The organism is Pantoea sp. BJFS-204, from assembly GCF_049310725.1.
GTDB lineage: Bacteria > Pseudomonadota > Gammaproteobacteria > Enterobacterales > Enterobacteriaceae > Pantoea > Pantoea agglomerans.
Genome location: NZ_JBMOWE010000001.1, coordinates 1,128,163 through 1,152,559 on the forward strand (window position 1 = coordinate 1,128,163; position 24,397 = coordinate 1,152,559).

The window sequence follows — 24,397 nt, forward strand, 5'->3', positions numbered from 1 at the left end:
TCGCCCCCAGCCGCGATCCCGGTGCTCTCGTCCCGGATGATCTTTTTTTTCTCACTCACCTCTGCGCTGGCGGTCGCCAATGTTTACTCGGCACAGCCTCTGCTGGAGTCGATCGCCGCCAGCCTGCAGGTTTCCACCGGCACCATTGGCACAGTGGTAACGGCTACGCAGAGCGGCTACGCCCTCGGGCTGGTCTTTCTGGTGCCGCTGGGCGACTGCGTGAACCGCAAAAAACTGGTGATTACCCAGTTGCTGCTTTCCGTGCTGGCGTTAATCACTGCTGCGGTTGCGCCAGACCTGATGACGCTGCTCTGCGCAATGCTGTTGGTGGGATTAATGGCGGTGGTCACGCAGCTAATGGTGGCGTGGGCCGCCATGCTGGCATCGCCAGAACAGCGCGGACAGGTGGTGGGTAGCGTGACCAGTGGCATCGTGATCGGCATCCTGCTGGCGCGGTTTGTTTCCGGGATGATTGCTGACCTGGCGGGCTGGCGGGCGGTCTATCTGACGGCTGCCTGCCTGTTACTCCTGATCTCGCTCATCCTGGCGAAAGTGCTGCCCGCCACAGCAGGTCAGACGCGGCGCACATCTTATCCTCACCTCTTACTGTCCGTTTTCCGTCTCTTCCTCACGGAACCGCAGCTGCGCAGACGAGGGATCCTGGCGCTGCTGATTTTTGCAGCCTTCAGTATGCTCTGGTCTTCGATGGTACTGCCACTTACCGCCCTGTCACTGTCACACACCCAGACCGGGATGTTCGGCCTGGCCGGAATTGCCGGTGCGCTGGCGGCCTCCAGAGCAGGCGCATGGGCTGACCTGGGCCTGGGGCAGCGTGCCACTGGCTTAGCCCTGGCGTTGCTGACCTTCTCCTGGCTGCCGATAGCCGCGCTTCACACCTCGTTACTGTTGCTGATTTTCGGGGTGATCCTGCTCGATTTCGCCGTCCAGACGGTACATGTGATTAATCAGAGCCTGATCGTGGCCGCCCGACCCGAGGCGGCAAGTCGTCTGGTGGGTGCCTATATGTGCTTTTACTCGCTGGGCAGTGCGCTGGGGGCCATCGCCGCCACTCAGCTTTATACACACTGGGGATGGCAGGCTGTCTGCTATGCCGGTGCAGCGGTCAGTGCCTCTGCCTTTCTCTGCTGGTCCGGAGTACGTCAATCATGAAATTAACGCATCTGCTGCTCGCCGTCATGATCACCGCCATCTGGGGGGTTAACTTTTCCGTTATCAAACTCGGCCTGCAGGCGGTCGACCCGTTTATCCTGGCAGGCATCCGTTTTACGCTCTGCGCCCTGCCAGCGCTGTTCTTTATTAAGAAACCGGACGTGCCGTGGCGCTACCTGATCAGCTATGGCCTGGTCTTCGGGATTGGCCTGTGGGGTCTGGTGAATCTGGGAATTAAAACCGGACTGTCGGCAGGCATCGCCTCACTGCTGCTGCAGTTCAGCGCCTTCTTCACGCTGCTGCTCGGTGGCTGGGTATTTAAAGAGCGTCTTAACCGCTATCAGATCGCCGGGTGTGCGCTGGCCTGCGCCGGTCTGCTGAGCATTTTTTTCATTACCGATGGCTCGGTGACGTTTTCCGGCATGCTGCTGGTGCTGGCAGGCGCGGTCGCATGGAGTATTGCCAATATCATCAATAAAAAAGCGGGCACCCGGCAGGTTTTTGCTTTTCTGGTCTGGTCGAGCGCCTTTGCACCCATTCCACTCTTCCTGCTGGACGGGCTGGTCAATGGCGGCGCGGGCTATCACGCACTCTTCACCCAACTGGATGTGAAGGCGGTGTTGTCGATACTGTTTCAGGTCTATCCCAATACCCTGCTGGGCTACTGGGTGTGGAACTGGCTGCTGAAACACTATCCGGTTTCAACGGTCGCGCCACTGTCGCTGCTGGTACCGGTGTTCGGCATCCTGGGTTCAGTGGCGATATTTGGCGAAACGGTTTCACCTCAGAAAATCGCCGCGCTGCTGCTGATCGTCGCCGGACTGGCCGTCGGGCTCTATGGCCAGCGGGTTGTGCGCTATTTCGGCGTACAAACCGGCTGACGGCGCCGTGGGGTGGCTATGCACCGTGCCGCTGGCAGAACGCTTCGATGTCACCGTGCTGAAAATCGGGCAGATTCGCCAGCAGTTTCTCCAGCGGCCAGTTCCACCAGGCAATGCGCTGGAGACGGGCGGCGATAGCCGGTGTAAAGCGCACCCGCAGTGGCCTGGCCGGAACACCGCCCACGACGCTGTAGGGCGCGACGTTTTTCGTCACGACTGCACCCGCAGCCAGCACCGCACCATCACCAATGGTGACGCCAGGCAGCACAATTACGCCGTGACCTATCCACACATCGTGACCGATTATCACCCGATCGGCGCGACGGGCGGAAAAGAAGCCCTGATCGCGTCGGGCGTCGGGGTGGTAATACTCCGGGCAGTAGGTAAAGCGATGCTGGGAGGCGCGGTCCATAGGATGATTCGGCGCGCCAATGCGCACCTGATTAGCAATGGCGCAGAAGCGCCCCACCTGGGTATCGGCCAGGCAGCAGTGTTCGCCGACATAGGAGAAGTCACCCAGCACGCTATACTCCAGCGTGCTGTGCGCCAGGATCTCACACTGCTGACCCACAGTGGTTTCGCGCATCTTCACACTCTCATCAATCCATGTGTGCGCTAATCGGGCGGGCATAACGGCGGCAATGGACATAAAACTCCCGGTCTGGATAAGCAGCGCCCCGGCGGCGTGCTTTGCCGCACCACCTTACCCACATCCGATGACAGAGAATTGACAAAGAAAAAAGGCGGAGTGGTTAGCTCCGCCTTGTTTCAAGTTCCGGTTAACCTGCGTGACCGGTCAGTTGCATAAGGGCAACGATGATCTGCAAGATGACCCGGATAAGATCCAGAATCAGCTTAGTCAGTTCCATCACTTTCCTTCTCCTTTTACAGGAGCGCGCTGTTCGGCAACCAGGGCTTTGACTCTACCCGCCGGGCGCCTAAGCACATCTTTGTGGAGAGAGCTGAGCGGCACTCATGGTTAAAGCCACAGGCCAGCACCACCTGATGCCTGCCGGGATTTTAAAACCGTGCCCCTGGGAGCGGCCAGTCGACAATGAGGCGATGCTCAACACTCAACACCTGTATAAACATACAGCATTTTGGCGAAACTTGAAATCCTTAGCCGCACATTTTACAATCTTGTTTGTGGAGAGTGCTGAGCACCTCGTTCGCAGCGCGGTTACCAGCCGGGTAGCGAACAAAAAATAAAGGATTTGGCGAAATGCCAAATCCTTTTTTTATGCCTGCTTTCTGCTTAAAAAAACAGCGCAATGCTTACTTCGCGGCGCTGATTCGCCACACGGTATTACCCGCATCGTCAGCAATCAGGACACCGCCCTGTTTGTCGCTGGCCAGACCGACCGGTAATCCACGCACCTGCTTTTCGTCGTCCGTCAGGAAGCCCGAGACCACCGTCTGCGGCTGACCCACCGGCTTGCCGTTTTCAAATTTCACCCACACCACTTTGTAGCCATTCAGCGGCGTACGGTTCCAGCTGCCATGCTCACTGATAAACGCACCGCCCTGGTATTGCGGCATGTTATCTGCGCCGTAGAACAGCAGCCCCAGCGGAGCGACATGCGAACTCAGGGCATAATCAGGCTTAATCGCTTTCTCAACCAGATCGGGACGCTGCGGTTCGGCACGGGTATCCACATGCTGACCAAAGTAGCTGTAGGGCCAGCCATAGAAGCCTTTGTCCTGCACTGAGGTCATGTAGTCAGGCACCAGATCGGAGCCGATTTCATCACGCTCGTTGACGATGGCCCACAGTTTTCCGCTCTGCGGTTCCCACTGTAAGCCGGTCGGATTGCGCAATCCGCTGGCGTAGATCCGGCTGGCACCGCTGGCCGCGTCCACTTCCAGCACCGCGGCGCGGCGATACTCTGCGCCAATGCCGTTCTCGGTGACGTTACTGTTGGAGCCGACACCCACATAGAGCTTGCTGCCATCGGGGCTGGCCAACAGCGCTTTGGTCCAGTGGTGGTTAATCGGCCCACCCGGCAGTTCCGTCACCTCTTCAGGCGCGGTGCGGATCTCCGTCTCCCCTTCGCGATAGGGGAACTTCACCAGGCTGTCAGCATTCGCGACGTAAAGCGTATTGCCAATCAGCTGCATACCAAACGGCGAGTGCAGATTCTCAATAAAGCGGTGCTGCTCCCATTTGCCATTGACGTTGCGCAGCAGCGTAATCCGGTTGCCGCCAGCGCCGCCCTTACCTGACGCTTTCTGCACAATGCCCATAATCAGCTGTTTAGGCCGGGTGGTGGGTTTGGCCGGGCCGTTGGATTCCGCCACCAGCACATCGTTATTCGGCAGCACATAAACCTGACGCGGATGCTGCAGATTGTCAGCGATCTTTTCGATTTTCAGCCCGTCAGCCACTTTTGGCATTTCGCCCGCTTTCCACGGCGTGCCTTCCGGCACCTGCATCGGCGGCATAAAGAAGTTCTGTGCCTGCGGCAGTTCGGGATTCGGTCCGATCTGCTTTTGCGGATCGACCAGCGCACCATCATCACAGCCTGCCAGCAGTGCTGTCAGGGTAAGCGCGAGCAACGTTTTATGCGGTATCTTCATGGTGGCTCCTCCTTAAGCGCTACGCTGACGTAACGCAAGTTGCACATTCGCCAGCAGCAGCAGCGCTACCACCAGCGTCGAAAGCGTCACGCCCAGCGGGATGACAGCGGCGGCATCACGGCTGTGAATAAACGCATTGACGATAGCGATCACAATCGCCACCAGCCAGAGCCAGAAATGACTCTTTTCCGCACTGTCACTGCCGCGGAACAGATAAACCAGCGCGATGAGTCGCGGCACAATCGCCAGTATCAGTCCCAGCGCAATCAGCCAGCCTGCGGCATCCGTCCAGAACAGCACAAAGGTCTGGCTATAGAGAATATCGAACAGCCAGGCCGCAACAAAAAAGCCCAGCGGCACCGGCTCCAGCAGAGCGTACAGCGTCACGGCAAAGGCCGATCTTCCCAGGGTATTGCGCATGTTTCTCTCCATTTTTAACGTGAATGCGGACCGCGTCAGACGTCGCGCTGCTCAGAGCAACTGACTCCGCGCCTGTAAAAGATTAGTAAATCTGAAGAGAAACAGAGGGTTTATTCGGGAGGAATTGCAAATCAGGCGGATGACGTCCCTGTCATCGCCGGTCAGTCAGGGTTTATCAGCGGGTAAAGTGACCCAGTATCCTGGCTGATAAGGCAGCGGCAGGAACTTCTCGTGGAACGTGCGGAAGGTGGCGTCCGGATCCAGATCGGCAAACAGATCGGGATGCAGCCATTTCGCCAGCGCCTGGATAGCCACAAACTGGTAAGGGCTGTCGTAGAACTGATGCCAGATGGCGTGGACATTGCCGTTGTGCGCCACCGGCAAGGTTTTAAAGGCATCGCGCATCATCAGCCCCTTAAGACGCGCGGTAGCCTCGGTGACATTGGCACCCGGACCGACGCCGACCCATTTGCCCACGGTATTGTAATTCTTCCAGTTAGCGCCGGTCACCACCACCACATCCGGCTGGCTGGCGATAATCTGTTCCGGGTTAACGGTGCCGAAGGTGCCAGGGATCAGATCTTTAGCGATGTTACGACCGCCCGCAATCTCAACCATCTGACCAAAGTTTTCATTGCCAAACGACATGCAGCACTCGTCGCTGTAGCCGCCTGCACGGTCAATCATCACTTTCGGGCGGTAGCCGGTGAAGTTCTTCAGACGCGAGGTGACAAGGTCAATCTGCTGCTGGCGGAAGGTGATAATTTCCTGGGCACGCGCCGGTTTGTTCACCAGTTCGCCCATGATGCGGATACTTTTCTCCGCATTCACCATCGGCGCTTCGCGGAAATCGATAAACACCACCGGCACGCCTACTGCCTGCAGTTTTTCAATCAGCTTGCCTTCATCGGTGGCGGCTTTGGATTCCAGATTCATCAGCACCAGATCGGGCTTCAGGGTTAACGCCTGCTCGACGTTGAAAGTGCCATCTTTCGCCCCGCCAAAGGTCGGTAATTTTTTAATTTCCGGATAGCGTTTTTCGTAAGCCTGATAGCCGTCCCAGTCCGCTTTCGGGAAGTCATCACGCCAGCCAATCACCCGTTTAAACGGGGCATCAGTATCAAATGCCGCCAGCAGATACATCTGACGGCCCTCACCCAGAATAATGCGTTTTGCCTCCTGCGGCACCTCGACCTGACGGCCTGCGACATCGGTAATCAATTTGGCCGAAGCCGTCCCTGCCAGCGTGAGCAGCCCCAGCGCTAAAAACCATTTTTTCATTGTAAAAACCCGCACAAATGATAATGAGAATTATTAATGTAAAGCGGCGTTACTATCACCTAAAACAGCGGTCAGGGGAAGTCATCCGGTTAAATGTTTTTTGCTGCAGGGTTAACTGGCGGAGTTGCACTCAAAGTGATCCCTTGAGAGGAAAAAGCGCAGCGTGTCGCTGCTCACAAAACGGTCAGCTTTCGTGAATATGTTCACAACACCCTGGGCAGTTGCACACATATTAGCCATTAATCGTATCGTTTTGGCTAATGCGTTAATGAATTGTGAAGGCTAGATTGAAAATGAAACAGCGTTTTAATAATTCATCAGGACAGACTGCCACAGGAGCTTAACCGTGAAGATCAGCGCCATTGATGTCACCCTTTTTACCTATCCCACCCAGCGCTGCGCCGACAGCGCCGGACACTCCCACCCTGGCCCGGAAAATGATGCGCAGATGGCGCTACTGACCCTGACCAGCGAGGAAGGCGACTGTGGTTACGCCTTTGCGCCGCCGGAAGTGGTGCGATCCCATGTGGTTAATGCCTTTTTCCGCAAAGTGCTGATCGGTCAGAACGCCTTTGACCGGGAGCGTCTCTGGCAGGATCTGGTGCACTGGCAGCGCGGCAGCGCCCATCAGCTCACCGAGCGGGCGCTCTCCGCTGTGGAGCAGGCATTGTGGGATCTGATTGGACGGAAGCTGAAACAGCCTGTCCACAAACTGCTGGGCGGCTATCGCGAGAAGATCCCGGCTTACGGCAGCACCATGTGTGGTGACGAGCTGAGCGGTGGATTATCAACACCGGATGAGTATGCGCAGTTCGCGGAAAAGCTGGTGGCGCGCGGATATCAGGCGATCAAGCTACACACCTGGATGCCGCCGGTCTCCTTCGCACCCAGCCCGGCGATGGATATCAAAGCCTGCGCGGCGGTGCGTGAAGCGGTGGGACCCGATATCGCGCTGATGCTGGATGGCTACCACTGGTACAGCCGCAGTGACGCGCTGACCATCGGCAAGGCGCTGGAAAAGCTTAATTTCGCCTGGTTCGAGGAGCCGATGGAGGAAGAGAGCATGGCCTCTTACGCCTGGCTGGCCGAAAACCTCTCTATCGACGTGCTTGGTCCGGAGAGCCTGGGCGGTAAACATCACAGCCGCGCCGACTGGGTGCGTGCCGGAGCCTGCGACATTCTGCGAGCCGGTGCCAACGGCGTAGGCGGCATCTCGCCCACCCTGAAAGTGGCGAATCTGGCTGAAGCCTTTGGCATGGATTGCGAAGTGCACGGTAACGGTGCGGCCAGCCTGGCGGTGGTCGGGGCGATCCGTAACTGCCGCTGGTATGAGCGCGGCCTGCTGCATCCCTTCCTGAATTATGAAACACCGCCCGCCTACCTCAACAGCCTGATCGATCCGATGGACGATCAGGGATTTGTCACCCTGCCGACCCGCAGCGGGCTGGGTGAGGATATTAACTTCAGCTGGATTGAGACGCACACGCTGAACCGCTGGTAAATCGCACTACCGAAGTACGGCAAACAATAATAACCCCGTCGCCCGCCTGCTGCCTGCCATCCCGGTGGCCAGCAGCAGGCAGAGTCGTAAACGGGAAAACCTCTGACCTGCTGGACTTTACCTATGACCCTGACACAACGATGTGGCGCGTGGCTGATCACGCTGCTGGTGCTGACGGGCAGCGCGTCAATCCAGGCAAAGACCCCGGATGACCAGCTGATCGTCGGCATGAATATGAATAACCTGCTCACCCTGGATCCGGCCGCTATGACCGGCAACGAAGTGGTCGGCATTGTCGTGAATCTCTATGACGGACTGGTCGAGCTGAACCCGCAGCAACTCACCGAGGTGCGCCCGGCGCTGGCGGAACGCTGGTCAGTCAGTCCGGATAACCGCACTCTGACTTTTCACCTGCGCGACAACGTCAGGTTTCACTCCGGCAATCCGCTGACCAGCGCCGATGCAGTCTGGTCGATGCGGCGGGTGCTGCATCTGAACCTGGCGCAGGCGTCGGTGTGGAAATCGTACGGTTTCAGCCGTGACAACGTTGACCAGATGATTACCGCACCCGACGACCGCACGCTGGTGATCACCCTGCCCAGACCTAACGATCCGCAACTGGTGATCTACTCGCTGGCGGCGCTGGGCAGCATGGTGGTGCTGGACAGCAAAACAGTGCAGCAGCATGAGGTGGATGGCGACTGGGGCAACCGCTGGCTCACTACCCATGAAGCGGGCTCCGGCCCGTTCCGGCTGGATGTATGGCAGGCAAAAGATGTGCTGCGCATGAGTCGTGCGGCTGATTACTGGCGCGGCGAGGCGAAGATGTCGCGGGTGGTGTTCCGCCATCTACAGGAGTCGCAGACCCTGCGGCTGATGATGGAGAAAGGCGATCTGGATATCGCCAGTAACATGGCGATCCCCGACGTGCGCGCCCTGCGGCACGACCCCGACCTCACCATTGATGCGGTAAGAAAAGGAACGATCTACTACCTGGCGATGAGCATGAAAGATCCGCACTTCGACAATATCAAAGTGCGGGAGGCGGTACGCTACCTGGTCGATTATCAGGGCATCAATAAAAGTCTGATGACCGGCTATGGCGAGCTGCATCAGCGCCCGATTCAGGCTGGCATGCCCGCCACGCTGCCCGATCCCGGTTACCGGCTCGATGTGCCGCGCGCCCGCGCACTGCTGGCTGAAGCGGGTTATCCGGACGGCTTCGACACCACGCTGCGGGTGCTGGCCGATCAGCCCTTTCTGAACATCGCCATCGCCGTGCAGTCGACGCTGCTCCAGGGCGGGATCCGCGCAAAAATCATCACCGGCACCGGTAACCAGATCTATGGCGCGATGCGCGACCGCCAGTTCAGTCTGCTGGTCGGACGCGGCGGCAGCGGCGTGGAGCCGCATCCCCACTCCAGCCTGCGCGCGCTGGTCTATAACCCGAATAATGCTGACAGCGCCCGGCTGACCAACTTCCAGGGCTGGCGCACCGGTTTCTATGACGCGCAGCTCAACAGCATGATCGATCAGGCGCTGGTGGAGCGCGACAAAACCCGCCAGCAGCAGGCCTATTACGCCATCCAGCAGCGCTATGACCAGCTGGTACCTGCACTGATGCCGATTTCACAAATGCTCGACTCCGTGGTGGTCAGCAACCGGGTGCAGGCTTATCAGCCGCATCCCTCAGCGACCACCTTCCTCCGCGATGTCTGGAAAACCCCTGAAGCCAAAGCGGGAGGCACCCTATGATCCTTACCCTGACCCGAACTCAGTGCCGCCGCATCAGCCATCGCGCGGTGCAGGTAGTGATTACCCTGTTCGGCCTGCTGCTGCTGACCTTTTTTATTGGCCGGGTAATGCCGCTGGATCCGGTGCTGGCGATTGTCGGCCCCGACGCCGATCAGGCCACCTATCAGCAGGTTTATCACCAGCTCGGCTTTGATAAACCGCTGTGGGTGCAGTTTGGCATCTACCTTAACGCGCTGCTGCATGGCGATCTCGGCCATGCGCTGCTCACCGGTCAGCCGGTGGTGCATGACATTGTGCGCGTCTTTCCGGCAACCGTAGAGCTGGCCACGCTGGCGATTGTGATTGGCGCAGGACTGGGCGTGCCGCTGGGTGTGCTGGCGGCGGCGCGTCGCAACAGCGTCATCGACTATGTGGTGCGGATGCTCAGCCTGGCCGGTTACTCCACCCCAATCTTCTGGGTCGGCATGATTGGCCTGCTGCTGTTCTATGCCCATCTCGGCTGGGTCGGCGGCGCAGGTCGGGTGGACTTCAGCCTGGATGGCATCGTGCCACGTCGCACCGGCTTTATGCTGATTGACGCCCTGCTGGCGGGCAACAGCCAGGTATTCTGGAATGCGCTGAATCATCTGGTGCTGCCCGCCTCGCTGCTTGGCTTTCACTCCATGGCCTATATCAGCCGCATGACGCGCAGCTTTATGCTCGCGCAGCTGTCGCAGGAGTTCATTCTGACCGCGCGGGTCAAAGGCCTGACTGAATGGCAGGTGATCTGGCAGCACGCCTTCCGCAATATCCTGGTGCAGCTGCTGACCGTGGTGGCGCTGGCCTATGGCTCGCTGCTGGAGGGCGCGGTGCTGATTGAAACCGTCTTCTCCTGGCCCGGCTTTGGCTCCTACCTCACCGGCAGCCTGATGCTGGGCGATATGAATGCGGTGATGGGCTGTGTGCTGGTGGTGGGCCTGATTTTTGTGCTGCTTAACCTGATCTCCGACCTGCTCTATCAGGTGTTCGATCCGAGGACCAAAGTATGACGATCTCTTTTGACGCTGCGTCTGTGAGTCATTCCCGTGAGCGGCTGGTGCGCTGTCAGCGTTTTGCTGCCCGCTGCGGCTATTTCCTCTGGCGCATGGCCTGTAATCCCCTGACCGCGATTGGTGGTGGCATTGTGCTGGTGCTCTGCATCGTGGCGCTGTTCGCGCCCTGGATCGCGCCGTATCACCCGCTGGTTCAGGATCTGAACAATGCGCTGACGCCTCCCGGCGCGGCCCACTGGTTCGGCACCGACGAGTTTGGCCGGGATATCTTCAGTCGTCTGGTGTGGGGCGCACGCATCACGCTCTACATCGTGCTGCTGGTATCGGTCACCGTCGGGCCGCTGGGCCTGCTACTGGGCGTCACCGCCGGTTATTTTGGCGGCAAAGTCGACGGCGTGCTGATGCGCGTCACCGATATCTTTATCTCCTTCCCGAGCCTGGTACTGGCGCTGGCCTTTGTTGCCGCGCTGGGGCCGGGTCTGGAGCATGTGGTGATCGCCATTACGCTCACCGCCTGGCCACCCATTGCCCGTCTGGCCCGCGCTGAAACGCTGTCGCTGCGTCAGGCGGACTTTATCTCGGCGGTGCGCTTACAGGGCGCGTCGCCGCTGCGGGTGCTCTGGAAGCACATTATTCCGCTCTGCCTGCCGTCGGTGATTATCCGCATCACCATGAACATGGCGGGCATTATTCTCACCGCCGCCGGGCTGGGGTTTCTCGGGCTGGGCGCGCAGCCGCCGGATCCGGAATGGGGCGCGATGATCGCCAGTGGCCGCACCTACATGCTGGAGTGCTGGTGGGTGGTGACCGTTCCCGGTCTGGCGATCCTGATTAACAGCCTGGCATTTAACTTTTTAGGAGATGGCCTACGTGACCTGCTCGATCCCCGCAGTGAGTAACGCCTCGCCGTTGCTCGACGTGCGCGATTTGCACGTGAACTTTGTTAACGGACGCCAGATAACCCCGGCGGTGCGTGGCGTCTCCTTTCAGCTCGGTCAGGAGAAGCTGGCGATTGTCGGTGAGTCCGGCTCCGGTAAATCGACCGTGGGTCGCGCCCTGCTGCAGCTGCATCCGGCTAAGGCGCGCATTGAGGCGAGCCGGATGCAGTTTGGCGATATCGACCTGTTGCACGCCAGCCCGGCAGAGATGCGCGCTATTCGTGGCAAACGCATCTCGATGATTATGCAGGACCCGAAATATTCGCTGAATCCGGTGATCCGGGTTGGCGAACAGATTGCCGAAGCCTGGCGCAGTCACCATCGCGGCCAGAAATCGGCGGCACGTCAGCGGGCGCTGGCGATGCTGGAGGAGGTGCAGATCCGCGATCCTGAACGGGTATATCAGCTCTATCCCCATGAGATTTCCGGAGGTCAGGGGCAGCGCGTGATGATTGCCATGATGCTGATCACCGAGCCGGAACTGGTGATTGCCGATGAGCCCACGTCTGCGCTGGATGTCTCGGTTCGCCTGCAGGTGCTGGCGCTGCTGGATGATCTGGTGAAAGCGCGCGGTCTGGGACTGATTTTTATCAGTCACGATATCAATCTGGTGCGCAGCTTCTGCGATCGGGTGCTGGTGATGTATGCCGGGCGCGTGGTGGAGTCGCTGGCCGCCAGCGAACTTGACCGCGCGCAGCATCCCTACACCCAGGGACTGCTGGCAGCACTGCCCGACCTTGATCGGCGGCGCACGCGTCTGCCTGTGTTACAACGTCACGCCAGCTGGCTAACTGACTAAGGAGTTACGATGATTGAGGTGAAAAATCTCAACCTGGGTTTTGGTGAAGAGGGTCGCCGTAATCAGGTGCTGTTCGACGTCAGCCTGCAGGTTAAACAGGGTGAAATCTTCGGGCTGGTCGGTGAGTCGGGCTCGGGCAAAACCACGGTGCTGAAGTGTCTGGCGGGCCTGTTTAATCACTGGCAGGGAGAACTGACCATTGATGGCCAGCCGCTGGCGCATCGCATCGATCGGGCGCGCTGCCGTCAGGTGCAGATGGTGTTTCAGGACCCTTATGGCTCGCTGCATCCGCGCCACACGCTGGGCGATATCCTTGAAGAGCCATTACAGATTCAGGGTATCGGGCAGCGCCAGCAGCGCGTCGTGGCGATGCTGGATAAGGTCGGGCTGAATCGTGCCTGGCAGACGCGTTATCCGCACCAGCTTTCCGGTGGTCAGCGTCAGCGCGTGGCGATTGCCCGGGCGCTGATTTTAGAGCCGCGCGTGCTGCTGCTGGATGAGCCGACCTCCGCGCTGGATGTTTCGGTGCAGGCGGAGATCCTCAATCTGCTCAGCGATCTGCAGCAGCAGGAGAACCTGACCTATCTGATGGTGACGCACGATCTCGGCGTGGTGGCGCACCTCTGCCATCGCGTAGCGGTTATGCAACAGGGCAAGGTGCTGGAGACGCTGGATGTGCCGACGCTGGTGGCCGACCGGGCCGCGATGCCCTACACCCGGATGCTGGTAGAGGCGAGTCGTCATTACAATCCGGCGCTGGCGCAGCAGAGCTGACGTTCAGCTGATGTCGGGAAAGAGAGAATAAAAAAAGGCCGGTCAGACCGGCCTTATGACCCCGGATGCGTTAGTGGGTCAGCTGACGCACAAAAGCGACGATTTCCTGATTTTTGCCATGCTCAAACAGACACTGCTGGAAGCGTGGGCCACTAACGGCAGTACGCACCAGTTCAGGGTCGATGGCGCGCAGAGTGTCGAGGTAGTTCTCTTTGATCACGGCAGCTTTGACCTGATTCAGCAGACCGGCATTACGCACCTGCGGCTCTTTACGCTCTGGCGGATAGCCATTGCCCTTCTCGCCGGTGAAGGCTTTTTCAAAGATAAAGCGCAGGTTAAGTTCAGCGCCCCAGCCAAAGCCTTTGGCGAACGGCAGAGATAAGGCATTACCGTTGTTAATCTGCGCAAACAGGTAGGCATCCGCCGGATCGATACAGTAGCCGCAGACGACGCCCGGGTGAATGTTAAGCGCCATCAGCGCGCCCTGCCCGGTGCCGCAGCCCGCGACCACGAAATCCACGGCCTGGCTGTTGAGCAACACGCTGGCCTGAATGCCGAGGTGAATATAGGTCAGATGGTGATCCTGCTCATCGCTCATACCGACGTTGAAGACCTGATGGCCCAGTGGCTGTGCGACGCCTTCCAGTTCTTTCAGCACGGTAACGTTTTTAGCGGCCTGGCTGTTTTCCATCATTAACGCGATTTTCATGATCTACCCTTATAAATTAATTGAAACACCGTTTCATTTTAGTGAAAAACCACTAAAGTGCATAAACTAATTCACCCGAGTGCTGTGAGATCCATCACAAAACGGTCACCGCAGCAGGGGCAACCGCAGGAGGATTGCGATGTTTATCTACCATAAAGAGCGACCACTGGAAGATCTGGGCAATGGCGTGACCCGCCGCGTGCTGGCGTACGGCGGCACCATGATGGCGGTAGAAGTGATTTTTGAGAAAGAGGCTGTCGGCCCGCTGCATCACCATCCCCACGAGCAGCTGACCTATGTGCTGAGCGGACGTTTTGCCTTCACCATCAATGGTGAAACGCGTGAGGTGGGCGCAGGAGATACGCTCTACAAAGCGCCCAATGTGGTTCATGGCTGTGTCTGTCTTGAGGCGGGCACGTTACTGGATACGTTTACACCGCAGCGCGAAGATTTCCTGACCGCTAAATAATGCAGGCGGCCCGGTGGGCCGCCTGCTGACCTGACGCAGGACTGACCTGGTTTTTCCCGTCTCCGCATCCTGCTTCAGGCCCGCAGAATTTTTCTGAAATTCCTTCTCACGCTAACTTAATGATTAGCTGACATTTACGCCGCAACCGCGCTGCGCTTAGCTTCGTCCTGAAAATCAATCGGGCAGATTTCTGTACAAATTCCGGATCGTTGTATAAGTTTAATAGCAATCGCCGAACATTTTTTAACCCGAAACAGGACAATATTATGCCAATGCAAAACACCCTCACGTTGCCGGTGAATCACAGTGGCCCGATCAAAAATGAGTTTAGTTCATCCTTTGCCGTGTCTGAACAGGACAAACTCAACTTTCTGATCGAAGAGTTACTGGAAGCGGGCAAGGAAAAAAGCTGTATGGAACTGCTGCGCCACCTGGCATCCGCAGACAGTGCAGAAGAAGAGGCATGCTGCCGCGAACTGCTGACGTTGCTGATGGCACAAAAATGAAGTCAGTTGCCAGCTGTTCAGCGCCGATTCATCCCTTTCTGAAAGCGTATATGATATTGCACTCAACGCCTGACCGCACTTCCCCGTTCAGGCGTGTCAACATGCCCAGCGAAAGCCGCGGTTTTTTCTGAATGCAGTAACGCCCGCAGCAGCAGAGACTGTTACGCGCGGTAAATCCGGGTTTTACTCACCAGCAACTTTTTGCCTCTCATTGCTTATCTCTCCCCTGTTTTGTTAGCCTGAATCCCGCTTCGGCGAGACCTGCTTTACTTTCCCTTCGCGTAATGCGCGCGGTTCACTATCAGGCTGACACAGGAGTGATATGACCATGACTTTTGCCCCCGCCACGCTGCATCTGCTGTGTGGAAAAATTGCCTCCGGGAAATCGACGCTGGCGGCGGAGCTGAGCGCCGCCCCCGGTTGCGTGGTGATCAGCGAGGATCAGTGGCTCGCCGCGCTCTATAAGGAGGAGATGCAGTCGGTGGCCGATTACGTGCGCCTTGCAGCAAAACTCAGAAAGGCGATGACGCCTCATCTGGTCGCGCTGCTTAACGCAGGGGTGTCGGTGGTGCTCGATTTTCCTGCCAACACCCGGACGAATCGCGACTGGATGATGTCGGTGATTAAGGCATCCTCTGCCGACCATCGCCTGCATTATCTGGACGTACCGGATGCGCTGTGTAAATCGCGCCTGCACGCCCGAAATCAGGGCGGCGAACACGCCTTTGCCGCAACGGACGAGCAGTTCGCGCTGATTACCCGCTATTTCGAAGCGCCGCAGGAGGAAGAAGGCTTTAACCTGGTGCGCCACGGTTAATGCCTTCTGGCGCGGGATCTTAAGAAAGGTCGAGTGCCGCGAGCACGTCAGCAATCTGCTGGCAGTGCGCATCGGAGAGCGGCTGCAGCGGGCGCGGCAGGCAGTCGCGTTCGGTCAGTCCCAGCAGCCCCGCCGCGGCGCTGATCACCCGGAAACTGCCGCCATGCTGGCGGAACAGCGCCCATAAAGGCTGCAGGCGATCGGACTGCGCCCTGACGCTCTGATGGTCGCCTGCGGCCGCCGCTTCGGTCATCGCTTTTGCAACGCGCGGAAACAGTCCGCCGCACACCGAATACCAGCCATCACAGCCCGCAATCAGCCCGTTGGCGGCAGAAGCATCGCCGCTGACGCCAATCGACACGGAATCTGGCAGCGTGCCGCGCAGCTGAGCGAGGCGATCGTTAGCCGCAGATTGCTCCGCCGGTACCCCAGGAATTTTCACTGACCCGACACCGGAAAGTGCGGCGATCCGGCTCAGCAGCGCATCGGAAAACGTAAAATGGGTGGTGCCGGGATTGTCATAGATACAGACTGGCACCGAGGCGTGTCGCGTTACGGTCTCGAAAAGCGTGAACACCTCATCTTCATTCAACGTCTGATAACCCAGCGGCGGCAGCAATAACGCGGCCGCGCCCGCCTGTTGCGCGTCCTCCGCCAGCGCCAGCACCTCGTCAGTGCCCACCGCACCAATGCAGATCATCACCGGAATCGACTCTGCATGTTCCACCGCCAGTTCTGCGATACGCCTGCGCCGCGCGCGGCTGAGATAGGCGTAGCTGCCGGTGGACCCCAGCACGCCAAGGGAATCGACTTTTGCATCAGTCAGCCTGCGCAGCAGCCGCAAAAAAGCCGCCTCATCGGGCTTGCCTGCCGCAAAGGGAGTAAGGGGGAACGCACTGAGTCCGCTGAACATATCATCTGCTCCATTACAAGATTGCACCGGCTGGAGGTCGCCCCTGCAGCCATATTTCGTTACCGGCCGAAGCATCAACCCGCCCCGCCCGCTATTTTTGCGCTATCACCCAAAGGAGGATAGCGATGATTGCCGTACTATTTGAAGCCGAAGCCCGACCCGAACACCAGATGCGTTACCTGCAACTGGCTGCCGACCTTAAACCGCTGCTGATGCAAAACAGCGGGTTTATCTCTCTTGAGCGCTTTCAAAGCCTGACCGATGAGAAAAAAATTCTCTCGCTCTCCTGGTGGCGCGATGAAGAATCGGTGCTGGCCTGGAAGCGCAACCTCTGTCACCAGGCCGCACAGCGTGAAGGCCGCGAGACCCTTTTTGCCGGTTACCGTCTTCGCATCGTCACGCTGATCAGAGAATATGCCTCACAACAGGGAGTAAATTAACATGTTCGATATTCATGTCATCCTGCAAAATAGTCCAGGCACACTTTCCCGGCTCACCACGCTGCTGGGCCGTCATGGGATTGGCCTGGAAGGCGGCGGCCTGTTCTCCTTTGGTGAACAGAGCCACGCTCATTTTCTGGTTGAGGAAGGCGAACGGGCGCGGGCCGTGCTTGAAGCAGAAGGTATCGCCGTCGAGGCAGTTAACGTCCCGCTTATTCGCAGGTTACCGCAACAGCGTCCCGGCGAGCTGGGGGCGATCACTGCACGCCTTGCCGATGCCGGAATCAACATCCTGGTGCAATACAGCGATCACGCTAACCAGCTGATCCTGATTACCGATAACAATCGATCAGCCGCCGGGCTGACCACAGAATGGGCACTGTAATCTGATGGCAACTCCACAACCGCATAACGCACCTGACGATAGCGAAGCACTTGAGAATGCGATTGTGGGCGTCGCCGCCGCAATGGCCGATCCGTCACGGGTGAAGATGCTGTCCGCGCTGATGGATGGACGCGCCTGGACCGCCACCGAACTCAGTGCCGTCACCGACGTGGCGCCCTCAACCGCCAGCGCCCATCTGAACCGGTTGATCACCAGCGGCTTGATCGTCTGCGTGGCGCAGGGGCGTCACCGTTATTACCGACTGACCGGCAGTGACATCGCTACGCTGATTGAGAACATGATGGGCTTGTCCTGGCGACGGATTGCCGCGCCGGCGAGCACCACCCCAACATCGCTTCGCACCGCCCGCACCTGTTACGACCATCTGGCCGGTGATATTGCGGTGCAGATTTATGCCGTAATGGCGCAACAGGGCTGGATCACGCCGGAAGGCAGCGCTGTCACCCTGTTGGGTCTGCAGCAGTTTGCGGCGTTGCAGATTGATCTGTCGCAGCCCGGACGCCGCAGAGCCTGCTGTGGCTGTCTCGACTGGAGTGAGCGCCGGTTCCATCTCGGCGGCTACGCGGGTGCAGCGCTGCTGAGTGCCTTTGAAACGCAAGGCTGGCTAACCCGGCAGCCTGGCTACCGTGAAGTGGTTTTTACCGTAGCGGGCGTCCGACATTTACATCAGATTTTTGGCATAACCTTTCCCTGACGCCTTGCTGCCTGCGTTCTGAACCTTTTTGTTGCCGCCAGACTCTGCGCTGATGGCCTCAGACAAGCCAGATTCCCCCTATTCGCCTGCAACACGCTTATGAAATCTGTCACATTTCCGCAAACTCCTCTCAGGCTCACTAACAGGCACAAAAAAACCATCCCGCCATTTAACCTGTTGAATGCGAAACACTTTAAGTGATAACGCCTGGCAATCATGCGGCTGGCACATTAATCGATGCCCTTTTTGCACTTATTTAGCGCCGGGCGCTGATCCACTCTTCAGTGACAGGCGCGGCAAAAAGCGTCATACCTTACTGGCTGGAGCTACTGATGCAGACAACCTCACCCATGACTCACCGCGCCAGGATTGGCGCAATATTCCGTGTTACCTCAGGCAACTTTCTCGAACAGTTCGACTTCTTCCTGTTCGGTTTCTATGCCACCTATATCGCCCATACCTTTTTCCCGGCCAGCAGTGAGTTCGCCTCACTGATGATGACCTTTGCCGTGTTTGGCGCAGGGTTCCTGATGCGCCCGATTGGCGCGGTAGTGCTGGGGGCGTACATCGATAAGGTTGGCCGTCGTAAAGGGCTGATCGTCACGCTCTCCATCATGGCAGCAGGCACCTTTATGATCGTGCTGATCCCCTCTTACCAGAGTATTGGCCTGTGGGCGCCGCTGCTGGTGCTGATCGGTCGGCTGCTGCAGGGCTTCTCCGCCGGTGCAGAGCTGGGCGGCGTGTCGGTCTATCTCGCAGAGATTGCCACACCAGGCCGCAAGGGCTTCTACACCAGCTGGCAGTCAGGCAGTCAGCAGGTCGCGATTATGGTGGCGGCGGCGATGGGCTTTATCCTCAACGCGGTGCTGGAAGAGAGCGCCATTCGTGAATGGGGCTGGCGCATTCCGTTCCTGTTTGGCTGCCTGATTGTGCCGTTTATTTTCGTGCTGCGTCGCAAGCTGGAAGAGACCCAGGAGTTCAACAACCGTCGCAGCCATCCCGATGTGAAGCAGGTGTTCCGCATCCTGCTCGCCAACTGGCAGGTGGTGATTGCCGGGATGCTGATGGTAGCAATGACCACGACTGCGTTTTACCTGATTACGGTTTACGCGCCGACCTTTGGCAAGAAAGTGCTATTGCTCAGCGCCTCTGACAGCCTGCTGGTGACGTTGCTGGTGGCGGTGTCGAACTTTATCTGGCTGCCGATTGGCGGCGCGATCTCCGACCGCTTTGGCCGTAAGCCTGTGCTGGTCGCCATGACCCTGCTGGCAATAGTCACCACCTATCCGGCTCTGAGCATGCTGGCCGCCGCACCGGGCTTCTCGATGATGCTGGGCGTGCTGCTGTGGCTTTCAATGATCTATGGTCTCTACAACGGCGCGATGATCCCGGCGCTGACCGAAATCATGCCAGCGGAAGTGCGCGTGGCGGGCTTCTCGCTGGCCTATAGCCTGGCAACTGCGCTGTTTGGCGGATTTACGCCGGTGATGTCAACCGGCCTGATTGAGATGACCGGCGATAAAGCCTCGCCAGGCTACTGGATGAGTTTTGCAGCAGTCTGCGCCCTGGGGGCAACACTTTATCTCTATCGTCGTACACGCAGTGCCGTATCACCTGCCCATGAAACCGTTAGCTGAGGAATGAAGATGAAACTGAAAACGATGTCGCTGTACGCTGCTCTGCTGTTCAGCGTGGCGGGCAGCGCCACGGCGCAGGCAAAAGAGCTGACGGTGATGATCTCCGGCGGGTTTAAAGCAGCGTGGGATACGCTCTCGCCCCGCTTCGCCCAGCGTGAAGGGATCACTATCAACACCGTCGCCGGTCCGTCTATGGGCAAAACCCCGCAGGCGATTCCGGCCCGACTGGCGCGCGGTGAACCGGCCGATGTGGTGATTATGGTCGGCGATGCGCTAAGCGATCTGCAAAAACAGGGCGAGACGCTGCCGGGTTCACGGGTTGAGCTGGCGGACTCCCGCATCGGCGCGGTGATCAGACAGGGTGCCACGCCGGTTAAGATCGGCAGCGAAAGCGCGCTGCGTACTGCTCTGCTGAACGCCAGCTCCATCGCCTACTCTGACAGCGCCAGCGGTAAGTATGTCAGCAGCCAGCTGTTCAGCCGCCTGGGCATTGAAGATCAGGTTAAGGGGAAAGCGGTGAAGGTTGAGCGCATCCCGGTGGCCTCAGAGGTCGCGGCCGGTAAATACGCTATCGGCTTTCAGCAGGTCAGTGAGCTGCTGCCGGTGCCAGGCGTCACTTTTATTGGCGAACTGCCGGACAAGCTGCAATACACCACCCGCTTCGCCGGTGCCGTGGTGCGCAAGTCAGCGCAGCCGGATGAGGCGGCTAAGCTGCTGCGCTGGCTCGCCTCCTCTGAGGTACAACAGGCGGTGCACGCCAGCGGACTGCACACCGTGAAAGCGTCTAAACCGGTCAGAGACGCTGATACTGTTCAATAATCAGGTTCTCCAGTTCGCCCGCAATATGCGACAGCGACCGGCCATTTTTACGTAGCAGACCCACGGTGCGTTTCACCTGCGGATCGGTCAATGGAACCGCCATCAGCAGGGCGTGATCGTAGCCAGGCATCGACATGGCGGGGACGGCAGCAATGCCCAGCCCCGCCTCAACCATCCCCAGCATGGTGGTGACGTGGCGGGTTTCACAGATACAGGGTTTCTCCGGCATGATCGCCTGCAGCGCCTGATCCAGCAGGTTGCGATTGCCGGAGGTTTTATCCAGCCCGACCCACTCATACTGATAAAACGCCTGCCAGCTCAGACTCTTTTTGCCGGCTATCGGATGGTCACGCCGACAGGCCGCCACATAGGGATCATCCATCAGCGGCTGGAAATGCACATCCGGCTGCGAGCGGCTGGAAAAACTGATGCCAAAGTCGGCCTGACCGCCAATCACCGCGTCATAAACGTTAGCCGCACTGCTGTCGATCAGTTTGACTCGTACGCGGGGATAGCGCGCCTGAAACAGCCGGATAATGTTGGGCATAAAATAGTAGGCGGCTGACGGCACGCAGGCCACGGTAATCAGGCCAGTGCGGGCTAAGCTCACCTCACTGAGATCGGCCATAACCTCCTCAAAATCAGCCAGCAACTTATCCGAGCGCTGAGCAAACGCATGCCCCTTCAGCGTCAGCGTGACGCGGCGCGTGGTACGCTCAAACAGTTTGATCCCCAGCGAGGTTTCCAGCTTATCTATCCGGCGGCTCAGCGCCGACTGTGAGAGACAGATCGATTCTGCCGCCAGGCGAAAATTGCCAAACTCCACCAGCGCGCGAAACGCGTAGAGATCGTTTAGATCGAAATTAACCGGCATAAATCCCTCTTCCCTTAAACCGCATCATGCTTGTCATCATTTTCGTCACCTTCCGTGAGGGTAAAATCGGTAACAAATCTGCTGAGCAGTTGCTCCAGCGCCTCGCGATCGCTGTCCGGCCAGTGCCGGAAAACGCGCTGATAGACCTGCACGCGCTGCGCATCGATTTTATCGGTCATCGCCCGGCCATCTGCGGTAATGGCTGCCTCGTTAATCCTTTTGTCCTGCTGATTTTTCTGCCGCACGACCAGCCCGGTTTCCTCCAGTTTCGCCACCTGACGGCTGACCGTGCTGTAGTCACGCCCCACCCGATCGGCCAGTTCGCCTACGCCGATCGGCCCGAACCGGCTGACCTGAACCAGCAGCGGAAACAGCGCCCGATCCAGTTCAATACCCGCCGCTTTAATCATCGCCATATCGCGCTGGGGGCGGTTAAGCGCGCCTGCAATCGTCAGCAGACAATTATGCAGCGCATCGTATTTATGTGTATTTTGCACACTTTTCATTGACGCCATCCTGAGGCAGGAATAATGTGTGTACTTTACACCTAATAACTCCCAGACAGAAGGCAGACCAACCATGAAAGCAGCGATAATCGATCAGGCAGGCGCAAAACCTCACTACGGTGACAGACCGGAACCCCAGGCCGGTGAGCATCAGCAGCGGATCACCGTCAGAGCCGCAGCACTCAGCCAGCTGGCGAAAGCCCGGGCGGCGGGCAACCACTACAGCGCCGTTTCGCAATTCCCGTTTATTCCGGGCATTGACGGAACGGGCTACCTCGACAACGGCGAGGCTGTCTACTTTCTGGCTTTTGACTCCGCCTCGGGCAATATGGCCGAGCGGACGGTGGTCAGTAGAGAACACATCATCCCACTGCCTTCTGGCCTTGATCCGGTGCTGGCAGCAGCTCTCGCGAATCCGGGCATGTCCTCCTGGACAGCGCTGACCCGTCGGGCCGCACTTCGCCCCGGCGAGACCGTGCTGATCAATGGCGCGACCGGCACTTCGGGTCGCCTGGCGATCCGCATTGCCCGCGCGCTGGGTGCAGGCAAAATCATTGCCACCGGCCGTAACAGAGAAACGCTGCAGCAGTTGCACAATGAGGGTGCTGATATCACTCTGACGCTGGATGCGCTGCCCACCGAACTCCCCGCCCTGATGGCAGAGGGCGTTGATGTAGTACTGGATTATCTGTGGGGTGAGAGCGCACTGGCGATCATGACTGCGGCGGTTCGGGGTGGCGAAAAAATCGTGCGCTTTGTGCAGATTGGTTCGCTGAGCGGGCAGGAGATTTCCCTGCACAGTAAGCTGCTGCGCTCATCCGGGCTAACACTGATGGGAAGCGGGCTGGGCAGTGTGCCAGACCGTGAACTGATCGCCTCAATAGGGGAAATGCTGCAGGCCGCCGGACCGCACGGTTTTACCATTCCTTTCCGGTCGCGTCCATTAAGTGATATCGCGGAGGAATGGCAGAGCGACGACAGCCGTTGCCGGACGGTATTTACCCTTCCGTGACCGTCTGCTCCACCTCATGCAGAAATCGACCAGGATAATCGGGTTGGATAGCGTGCTGGGCGCTGTAACGCCCAAACAGCTTATAGCGGTTTAACGCGATGCGGTCGTAGGCAAAGTTACTGATCGCGTCGGGAAAGTGGCGCAGCACTGCCAGCCCGCGCCACGGGGCCGGCAGGTGCTGCATCACGCGGAACACTGCTTGTGCCCGCAGCCAGTGCTGATTACCGTCAATGTAAACAATGGTACTGATGTTCTCTTCCGGCATGCCGGCCCAGCGCAGCAACGCTTTGCCCTGCTCGCTCTGCACTGAGGCAAAACGGACCTGCCGCGCCAGATGGTGACGCAGCAGGAACTGAACCCAGCCGTTGCACAGCTTACAGACACCGTCGTAGAGCACGACGCTTTCACCGGTTTGCAGATAAGGGGGCGACGACATCCTGCAACTCCTCACTCCTCTGATGATGAACTGAAGTGTAGCGGGTTCTGGTCAGTTGCTGCTGCAGCCAGTGAATGACGGCAGCGTGATCCTGGGCGCAGGCATCAACCTCATACACCTGGCCCAGCGCCATCGGAGTGGCCTGTTGTGCCAGCTGGCGCAGTTCCGGCAGATACTCAGCCCCTGGATGGCCCGGCAGCCGCTGCGACAGCCGCGCCTGATAGCGCGCCACCGCCACCTCCGGCTCAATCTTCAGCCACAGCTCCAGCACCTCTTCGACGCCCGCCTGTTTCAGTCCCTGCTCCAGCAGCGTACGGGGCTGGAACCCAAACCAGGCGTCGATCAGCCAGATCTGACTGGCGGGAGCCTGCGCGACGATGTTCCAGATCGCCTGATAGGCCGCGCAGCCCAGTTGCCGGTTACGCTGGCGATCGACCGGCGCAAAAGCGTGCATAAACGGCTCTTTCAGGCAGTCGAGCGTCAGCACCGGCCAGCCAAAGTGTTGTGACAGCGCGTGCGTCAGGGTGCTTTTACCCGAAGCCGGAATGCCATTAACCAGCACCACGCGTTTTAACGGTGTTTTTAGCGTCATAAAATATCGATGACCTCCGCGATGCTGCTGGCCTGACGTAACCGGACCAGCGTTTCCTCATCTTCCAGCAGCGACACAATCGCGCGGATCCCCTCTTCGATATGGGCATTGCTGTCACGCGCACCAAACATGATGACTATGTCCGCTTTGTCACTGCCCTCAAACGAGATCGGCTCATTCAACAGAATCATACTGAAACAGTCGCGGATCACCCCTGCGTCCGGTCGCGCATGGGGAATGGCGATCCCCTCTTCAAACACGTAGTAAGCGCCATGGGCCAGCGTATTGGCAATGACCGCATCAGGATAAGAAGCATCGAGATAGCCGCCACTGACCAGGGGTTCGGCAGCCAGCGCGATAACCTGACGCCAGTCCGTGGCGTCGATACCAATCTGAATGGCGTTTGCCTCTTGCAATAACTGCTTAATCGTCATCAGCTC

Annotated in this window: 28 protein-coding genes; 17 read left to right on the plus strand and 11 right to left on the minus strand. The window is 58.6% G+C overall.

Features of this window, described 5'->3' with window-relative positions:
* Positions 1-36: 36 nt before the first annotated feature.
* Both ACO6VX_RS05115 and ACO6VX_RS05120 read left to right on the plus strand, forming a co-directional pair.
* Positions 37-1,170 (plus strand): MFS transporter, encoded by a 1,134-nt coding sequence (locus ACO6VX_RS05115; RefSeq protein WP_422457972.1) that lies wholly within the window; start codon positions 37-39, stop codon positions 1,168-1,170.
* Positions 1,167-2,051 (plus strand): EamA family transporter, encoded by an 885-nt coding sequence (locus tag ACO6VX_RS05120; protein WP_163798455.1) that lies wholly within the window; start codon positions 1,167-1,169, stop codon positions 2,049-2,051. The genes ACO6VX_RS05115 and ACO6VX_RS05120 overlap by 4 nt, the downstream gene beginning before the upstream one ends.
* A 16-nt stretch (positions 2,052-2,067) precedes the next feature.
* Here the strand turns inward: ACO6VX_RS05120 and ACO6VX_RS05125 are convergent, their stop codons facing one another.
* From ACO6VX_RS05125 to ACO6VX_RS05140, 4 genes are all read right to left on the minus strand, one after another.
* On the minus strand, positions 2,068-2,700 hold the full coding sequence (locus ACO6VX_RS05125; protein ID WP_111534068.1) for a DapH/DapD/GlmU-related protein: 633 nt from the start codon (positions 2,698-2,700) through the stop codon (positions 2,068-2,070).
* Positions 2,701-3,326: 626 nt separating this feature from the next.
* Positions 3,327-4,628, minus strand: coding sequence for a PQQ-dependent sugar dehydrogenase (locus tag ACO6VX_RS05130; protein WP_010670132.1), 1,302 nt, complete (start codon positions 4,626-4,628; stop codon positions 3,327-3,329).
* A 12-nt stretch (positions 4,629-4,640) separates the two neighbouring features.
* Positions 4,641-5,048: a hypothetical protein gene (locus ACO6VX_RS05135; RefSeq protein WP_010244987.1), complete on the minus strand. Its 408-nt coding sequence runs from the start codon at positions 5,046-5,048 to the stop codon at positions 4,641-4,643.
* A 165-nt stretch (positions 5,049-5,213) separates the two neighbouring features.
* Positions 5,214-6,329 (minus strand): ABC transporter substrate-binding protein, encoded by a 1,116-nt coding sequence (locus ACO6VX_RS05140; RefSeq protein ID WP_010670131.1) that lies wholly within the window; start codon positions 6,327-6,329, stop codon positions 5,214-5,216.
* Positions 6,330-6,675: 346 nt separating this feature from the next.
* Between ACO6VX_RS05140 and ACO6VX_RS05145 the strand changes: the two genes are divergently transcribed.
* From ACO6VX_RS05145 to ACO6VX_RS05170, 6 genes are all read left to right on the plus strand, one after another.
* Positions 6,676-7,830 carry a mandelate racemase family protein gene (locus tag ACO6VX_RS05145; RefSeq protein WP_346462021.1) on the plus strand — a complete coding sequence of 385 codons (1,155 nt, stop codon included), beginning with the start codon at positions 6,676-6,678 and terminating at the stop codon, positions 7,828-7,830.
* A gap of 123 nt (positions 7,831-7,953) precedes the next feature.
* On the plus strand, positions 7,954-9,585 hold the full coding sequence (locus tag ACO6VX_RS05150) for an ABC transporter substrate-binding protein (protein ID WP_089414194.1): 1,632 nt from the start codon (positions 7,954-7,956) through the stop codon (positions 9,583-9,585).
* On the plus strand, positions 9,582-10,613 hold the full coding sequence (locus ACO6VX_RS05155; RefSeq protein ID WP_010245000.1) for an ABC transporter permease: 1,032 nt from the start codon (positions 9,582-9,584) through the stop codon (positions 10,611-10,613). The genes ACO6VX_RS05150 and ACO6VX_RS05155 overlap by 4 nt, the downstream gene beginning before the upstream one ends.
* On the plus strand, positions 10,610-11,515 hold the full coding sequence (locus ACO6VX_RS05160; protein ID WP_010670128.1) for an ABC transporter permease: 906 nt from the start codon (positions 10,610-10,612) through the stop codon (positions 11,513-11,515). Before ACO6VX_RS05155 ends, ACO6VX_RS05160 begins: the two co-directional genes overlap by 4 nt.
* Complete coding sequence (locus ACO6VX_RS05165) at positions 11,487-12,353, plus strand: ABC transporter ATP-binding protein (RefSeq protein WP_010245006.1); 867 nt, start codon at positions 11,487-11,489, stop codon at positions 12,351-12,353. Before ACO6VX_RS05160 ends, ACO6VX_RS05165 begins: the two co-directional genes overlap by 29 nt.
* Before the next feature lie 9 nt (positions 12,354-12,362).
* Entirely contained in the window at positions 12,363-13,127 is a 765-nt protein-coding gene (locus tag ACO6VX_RS05170; RefSeq protein WP_060680191.1) for an ABC transporter ATP-binding protein, read from the plus strand.
* 70 nt (positions 13,128-13,197) lie between these two features.
* Here the strand turns inward: ACO6VX_RS05170 and ACO6VX_RS05175 are convergent, their stop codons facing one another.
* Positions 13,198-13,836, minus strand: a complete 639-nt coding sequence (locus ACO6VX_RS05175) for an RpiB/LacA/LacB family sugar-phosphate isomerase (protein ID WP_191917053.1) — start codon at positions 13,834-13,836, stop codon at positions 13,198-13,200.
* Between the two features lie 139 nt (positions 13,837-13,975).
* Here ACO6VX_RS05175 and ACO6VX_RS05180 point away from each other — a divergent pair, with 139 nt between their 5' ends.
* The 3 genes from ACO6VX_RS05180 (at position 13,976) to ACO6VX_RS05190 (ending at position 15,628) form a co-directional block, all read left to right on the plus strand.
* Positions 13,976-14,305 carry a cupin domain-containing protein gene (locus ACO6VX_RS05180; RefSeq protein ID WP_010245017.1) on the plus strand — a complete coding sequence of 110 codons (330 nt, stop codon included), beginning with the start codon at positions 13,976-13,978 and terminating at the stop codon, positions 14,303-14,305.
* Positions 14,306-14,571: 266 nt separating this feature from the next.
* Positions 14,572-14,811, plus strand: a complete 240-nt coding sequence (locus ACO6VX_RS05185) for a hypothetical protein (RefSeq protein ID WP_064691309.1) — start codon at positions 14,572-14,574, stop codon at positions 14,809-14,811.
* 322 nt (positions 14,812-15,133) lie between these two features.
* Positions 15,134-15,628, plus strand: a complete 495-nt coding sequence (locus ACO6VX_RS05190) for an AAA family ATPase (protein WP_191917054.1) — start codon at positions 15,134-15,136, stop codon at positions 15,626-15,628.
* 19 nt (positions 15,629-15,647) lie between these two features.
* Here ACO6VX_RS05190 and ACO6VX_RS05195 read toward each other — a convergent pair whose 3' ends face one another.
* Positions 15,648-16,541 carry a dihydrodipicolinate synthase family protein gene (locus ACO6VX_RS05195; RefSeq protein ID WP_187512010.1) on the minus strand — a complete coding sequence of 298 codons (894 nt, stop codon included), beginning with the start codon at positions 16,539-16,541 and terminating at the stop codon, positions 15,648-15,650.
* 125 nt (positions 16,542-16,666) lie between these two features.
* On the opposite strand from ACO6VX_RS05195, the gene ACO6VX_RS05200 reads away from it, so the two are divergent.
* The 5 genes from ACO6VX_RS05200 to ACO6VX_RS05220 all read left to right on the plus strand — a co-directional run bounded on the left by ACO6VX_RS05200 (position 16,667) and on the right by ACO6VX_RS05220 (position 20,537).
* A complete protein-coding gene (locus ACO6VX_RS05200) occupies positions 16,667-16,981 on the plus strand; it encodes an antibiotic biosynthesis monooxygenase family protein (protein ID WP_010245030.1) in 315 nt (104 codons plus the stop codon).
* A 1-nt stretch (position 16,982) separates the two neighbouring features.
* Positions 16,983-17,366 carry an amino acid-binding protein gene (locus ACO6VX_RS05205; RefSeq protein ID WP_010245033.1) on the plus strand — a complete coding sequence of 128 codons (384 nt, stop codon included), beginning with the start codon at positions 16,983-16,985 and terminating at the stop codon, positions 17,364-17,366.
* A 4-nt stretch (positions 17,367-17,370) separates the two neighbouring features.
* The gene (locus ACO6VX_RS05210; RefSeq protein WP_422457831.1) at positions 17,371-18,081 is read left to right on the plus strand and encodes an ArsR/SmtB family transcription factor; all 711 of its coding nucleotides are present in this window, start codon (positions 17,371-17,373) and stop codon (positions 18,079-18,081) included.
* A gap of 329 nt (positions 18,082-18,410) precedes the next feature.
* On the plus strand, positions 18,411-19,718 hold the full coding sequence (locus ACO6VX_RS05215; RefSeq protein ID WP_088234226.1) for an MFS transporter: 1,308 nt from the start codon (positions 18,411-18,413) through the stop codon (positions 19,716-19,718).
* A gap of 9 nt (positions 19,719-19,727) precedes the next feature.
* Complete coding sequence (locus tag ACO6VX_RS05220; RefSeq protein WP_187491421.1) at positions 19,728-20,537, plus strand: molybdate ABC transporter substrate-binding protein; 810 nt, start codon at positions 19,728-19,730, stop codon at positions 20,535-20,537.
* Here the strand turns inward: ACO6VX_RS05220 and ACO6VX_RS05225 are convergent.
* Entirely contained in the window at positions 20,512-21,411 is a 900-nt protein-coding gene (locus tag ACO6VX_RS05225) for a LysR family transcriptional regulator (RefSeq protein ID WP_010670120.1), read from the minus strand. The two genes, ACO6VX_RS05220 and ACO6VX_RS05225, sit on opposite strands and share 26 nt — an antisense overlap.
* Positions 21,412-21,425: 14 nt before the next feature.
* Positions 21,426-21,917: a MarR family winged helix-turn-helix transcriptional regulator gene (locus ACO6VX_RS05230; protein ID WP_010670119.1), complete on the minus strand. Its 492-nt coding sequence runs from the start codon at positions 21,915-21,917 to the stop codon at positions 21,426-21,428.
* Between the two features lie 73 nt (positions 21,918-21,990).
* On the opposite strand from ACO6VX_RS05230, the gene ACO6VX_RS05235 reads away from it, so the two are divergent.
* Positions 21,991-22,929 carry a quinone oxidoreductase family protein gene (locus ACO6VX_RS05235; protein ID WP_422457833.1) on the plus strand — a complete coding sequence of 313 codons (939 nt, stop codon included), beginning with the start codon at positions 21,991-21,993 and terminating at the stop codon, positions 22,927-22,929.
* On the opposite strand, the gene ACO6VX_RS05240 is transcribed toward ACO6VX_RS05235, so the two are convergent.
* From ACO6VX_RS05240 to ACO6VX_RS05250, 3 genes are read right to left on the minus strand one after another with little or no spacing between them, the layout of a single operon-like run.
* On the minus strand, positions 22,916-23,365 hold the full coding sequence (locus ACO6VX_RS05240) for a thiol-disulfide oxidoreductase DCC family protein (RefSeq protein ID WP_187505441.1): 450 nt from the start codon (positions 23,363-23,365) through the stop codon (positions 22,916-22,918). The two genes, ACO6VX_RS05235 and ACO6VX_RS05240, sit on opposite strands and share 14 nt — an antisense overlap.
* Complete coding sequence (locus ACO6VX_RS05245) at positions 23,334-23,957, minus strand: AAA family ATPase (RefSeq protein WP_191917057.1); 624 nt, start codon at positions 23,955-23,957, stop codon at positions 23,334-23,336. The genes ACO6VX_RS05240 and ACO6VX_RS05245 overlap by 32 nt, the downstream gene beginning before the upstream one ends.
* On the minus strand, positions 23,954-24,391 hold the full coding sequence (locus ACO6VX_RS05250; protein ID WP_045140370.1) for a PTS sugar transporter subunit IIA: 438 nt from the start codon (positions 24,389-24,391) through the stop codon (positions 23,954-23,956). Before ACO6VX_RS05250 ends, ACO6VX_RS05245 begins: the two co-directional genes overlap by 4 nt.
* Positions 24,392-24,397: the final 6 nt, after the last annotated feature.

What these genes read in the sequence shown, in the direction of transcription:
- ACO6VX_RS05115 (WP_422457972.1), top strand. Translation starts at nt 37, where the DNA reads ATGATCTTTTTTTTCTCACTCACCTCTGCGCTGGCGGTCGCCAATGTT.
- ACO6VX_RS05120 (WP_163798455.1), top strand. Translation starts at nt 1,167, where the DNA reads ATGAAATTAACGCATCTGCTGCTCGCCGTCATGATCACCGCCATCTGG.
- ACO6VX_RS05125 (WP_111534068.1), bottom strand. Translation starts at nt 2,700, where the DNA reads ATGTCCATTGCCGCCGTTATGCCCGCCCGATTAGCGCACACATGGATT.
- ACO6VX_RS05130 (WP_010670132.1), bottom strand. Translation starts at nt 4,628, where the DNA reads ATGAAGATACCGCATAAAACGTTGCTCGCGCTTACCCTGACAGCACTG.
- ACO6VX_RS05135 (WP_010244987.1), bottom strand. Translation starts at nt 5,048, where the DNA reads ATGCGCAATACCCTGGGAAGATCGGCCTTTGCCGTGACGCTGTACGCT.
- ACO6VX_RS05140 (WP_010670131.1), bottom strand. Translation starts at nt 6,329, where the DNA reads ATGAAAAAATGGTTTTTAGCGCTGGGGCTGCTCACGCTGGCAGGGACG.
- ACO6VX_RS05150 (WP_089414194.1), top strand. Translation starts at nt 7,954, where the DNA reads ATGACCCTGACACAACGATGTGGCGCGTGGCTGATCACGCTGCTGGTG.
- ACO6VX_RS05155 (WP_010245000.1), top strand. Translation starts at nt 9,582, where the DNA reads ATGATCCTTACCCTGACCCGAACTCAGTGCCGCCGCATCAGCCATCGC.
- ACO6VX_RS05160 (WP_010670128.1), top strand. Translation starts at nt 10,610, where the DNA reads ATGACGATCTCTTTTGACGCTGCGTCTGTGAGTCATTCCCGTGAGCGG.
- ACO6VX_RS05170 (WP_060680191.1), top strand. Translation starts at nt 12,363, where the DNA reads ATGATTGAGGTGAAAAATCTCAACCTGGGTTTTGGTGAAGAGGGTCGC.
- ACO6VX_RS05175 (WP_191917053.1), bottom strand. Translation starts at nt 13,836, where the DNA reads ATGAAAATCGCGTTAATGATGGAAAACAGCCAGGCCGCTAAAAACGTT.
- ACO6VX_RS05180 (WP_010245017.1), top strand. Translation starts at nt 13,976, where the DNA reads ATGTTTATCTACCATAAAGAGCGACCACTGGAAGATCTGGGCAATGGC.
- ACO6VX_RS05185 (WP_064691309.1), top strand. Translation starts at nt 14,572, where the DNA reads ATGCCAATGCAAAACACCCTCACGTTGCCGGTGAATCACAGTGGCCCG.
- ACO6VX_RS05190 (WP_191917054.1), top strand. Translation starts at nt 15,134, where the DNA reads ATGACCATGACTTTTGCCCCCGCCACGCTGCATCTGCTGTGTGGAAAA.
- ACO6VX_RS05195 (WP_187512010.1), bottom strand. Translation starts at nt 16,541, where the DNA reads ATGTTCAGCGGACTCAGTGCGTTCCCCCTTACTCCCTTTGCGGCAGGC.
- ACO6VX_RS05200 (WP_010245030.1), top strand. Translation starts at nt 16,667, where the DNA reads ATGATTGCCGTACTATTTGAAGCCGAAGCCCGACCCGAACACCAGATG.
- ACO6VX_RS05205 (WP_010245033.1), top strand. Translation starts at nt 16,983, where the DNA reads ATGTTCGATATTCATGTCATCCTGCAAAATAGTCCAGGCACACTTTCC.
- ACO6VX_RS05210 (WP_422457831.1), top strand. Translation starts at nt 17,371, where the DNA reads ATGGCAACTCCACAACCGCATAACGCACCTGACGATAGCGAAGCACTT.
- ACO6VX_RS05220 (WP_187491421.1), top strand. Translation starts at nt 19,728, where the DNA reads ATGAAACTGAAAACGATGTCGCTGTACGCTGCTCTGCTGTTCAGCGTG.
- ACO6VX_RS05225 (WP_010670120.1), bottom strand. Translation starts at nt 21,411, where the DNA reads ATGCCGGTTAATTTCGATCTAAACGATCTCTACGCGTTTCGCGCGCTG.
- ACO6VX_RS05230 (WP_010670119.1), bottom strand. Translation starts at nt 21,917, where the DNA reads ATGAAAAGTGTGCAAAATACACATAAATACGATGCGCTGCATAATTGT.
- ACO6VX_RS05235 (WP_422457833.1), top strand. Translation starts at nt 21,991, where the DNA reads ATGAAAGCAGCGATAATCGATCAGGCAGGCGCAAAACCTCACTACGGT.
- ACO6VX_RS05240 (WP_187505441.1), bottom strand. Translation starts at nt 23,365, where the DNA reads ATGTCGTCGCCCCCTTATCTGCAAACCGGTGAAAGCGTCGTGCTCTAC.
- ACO6VX_RS05245 (WP_191917057.1), bottom strand. Translation starts at nt 23,957, where the DNA reads ATGACGCTAAAAACACCGTTAAAACGCGTGGTGCTGGTTAATGGCATT.
- ACO6VX_RS05250 (WP_045140370.1), bottom strand. Translation starts at nt 24,391, where the DNA reads ATGACGATTAAGCAGTTATTGCAAGAGGCAAACGCCATTCAGATTGGT.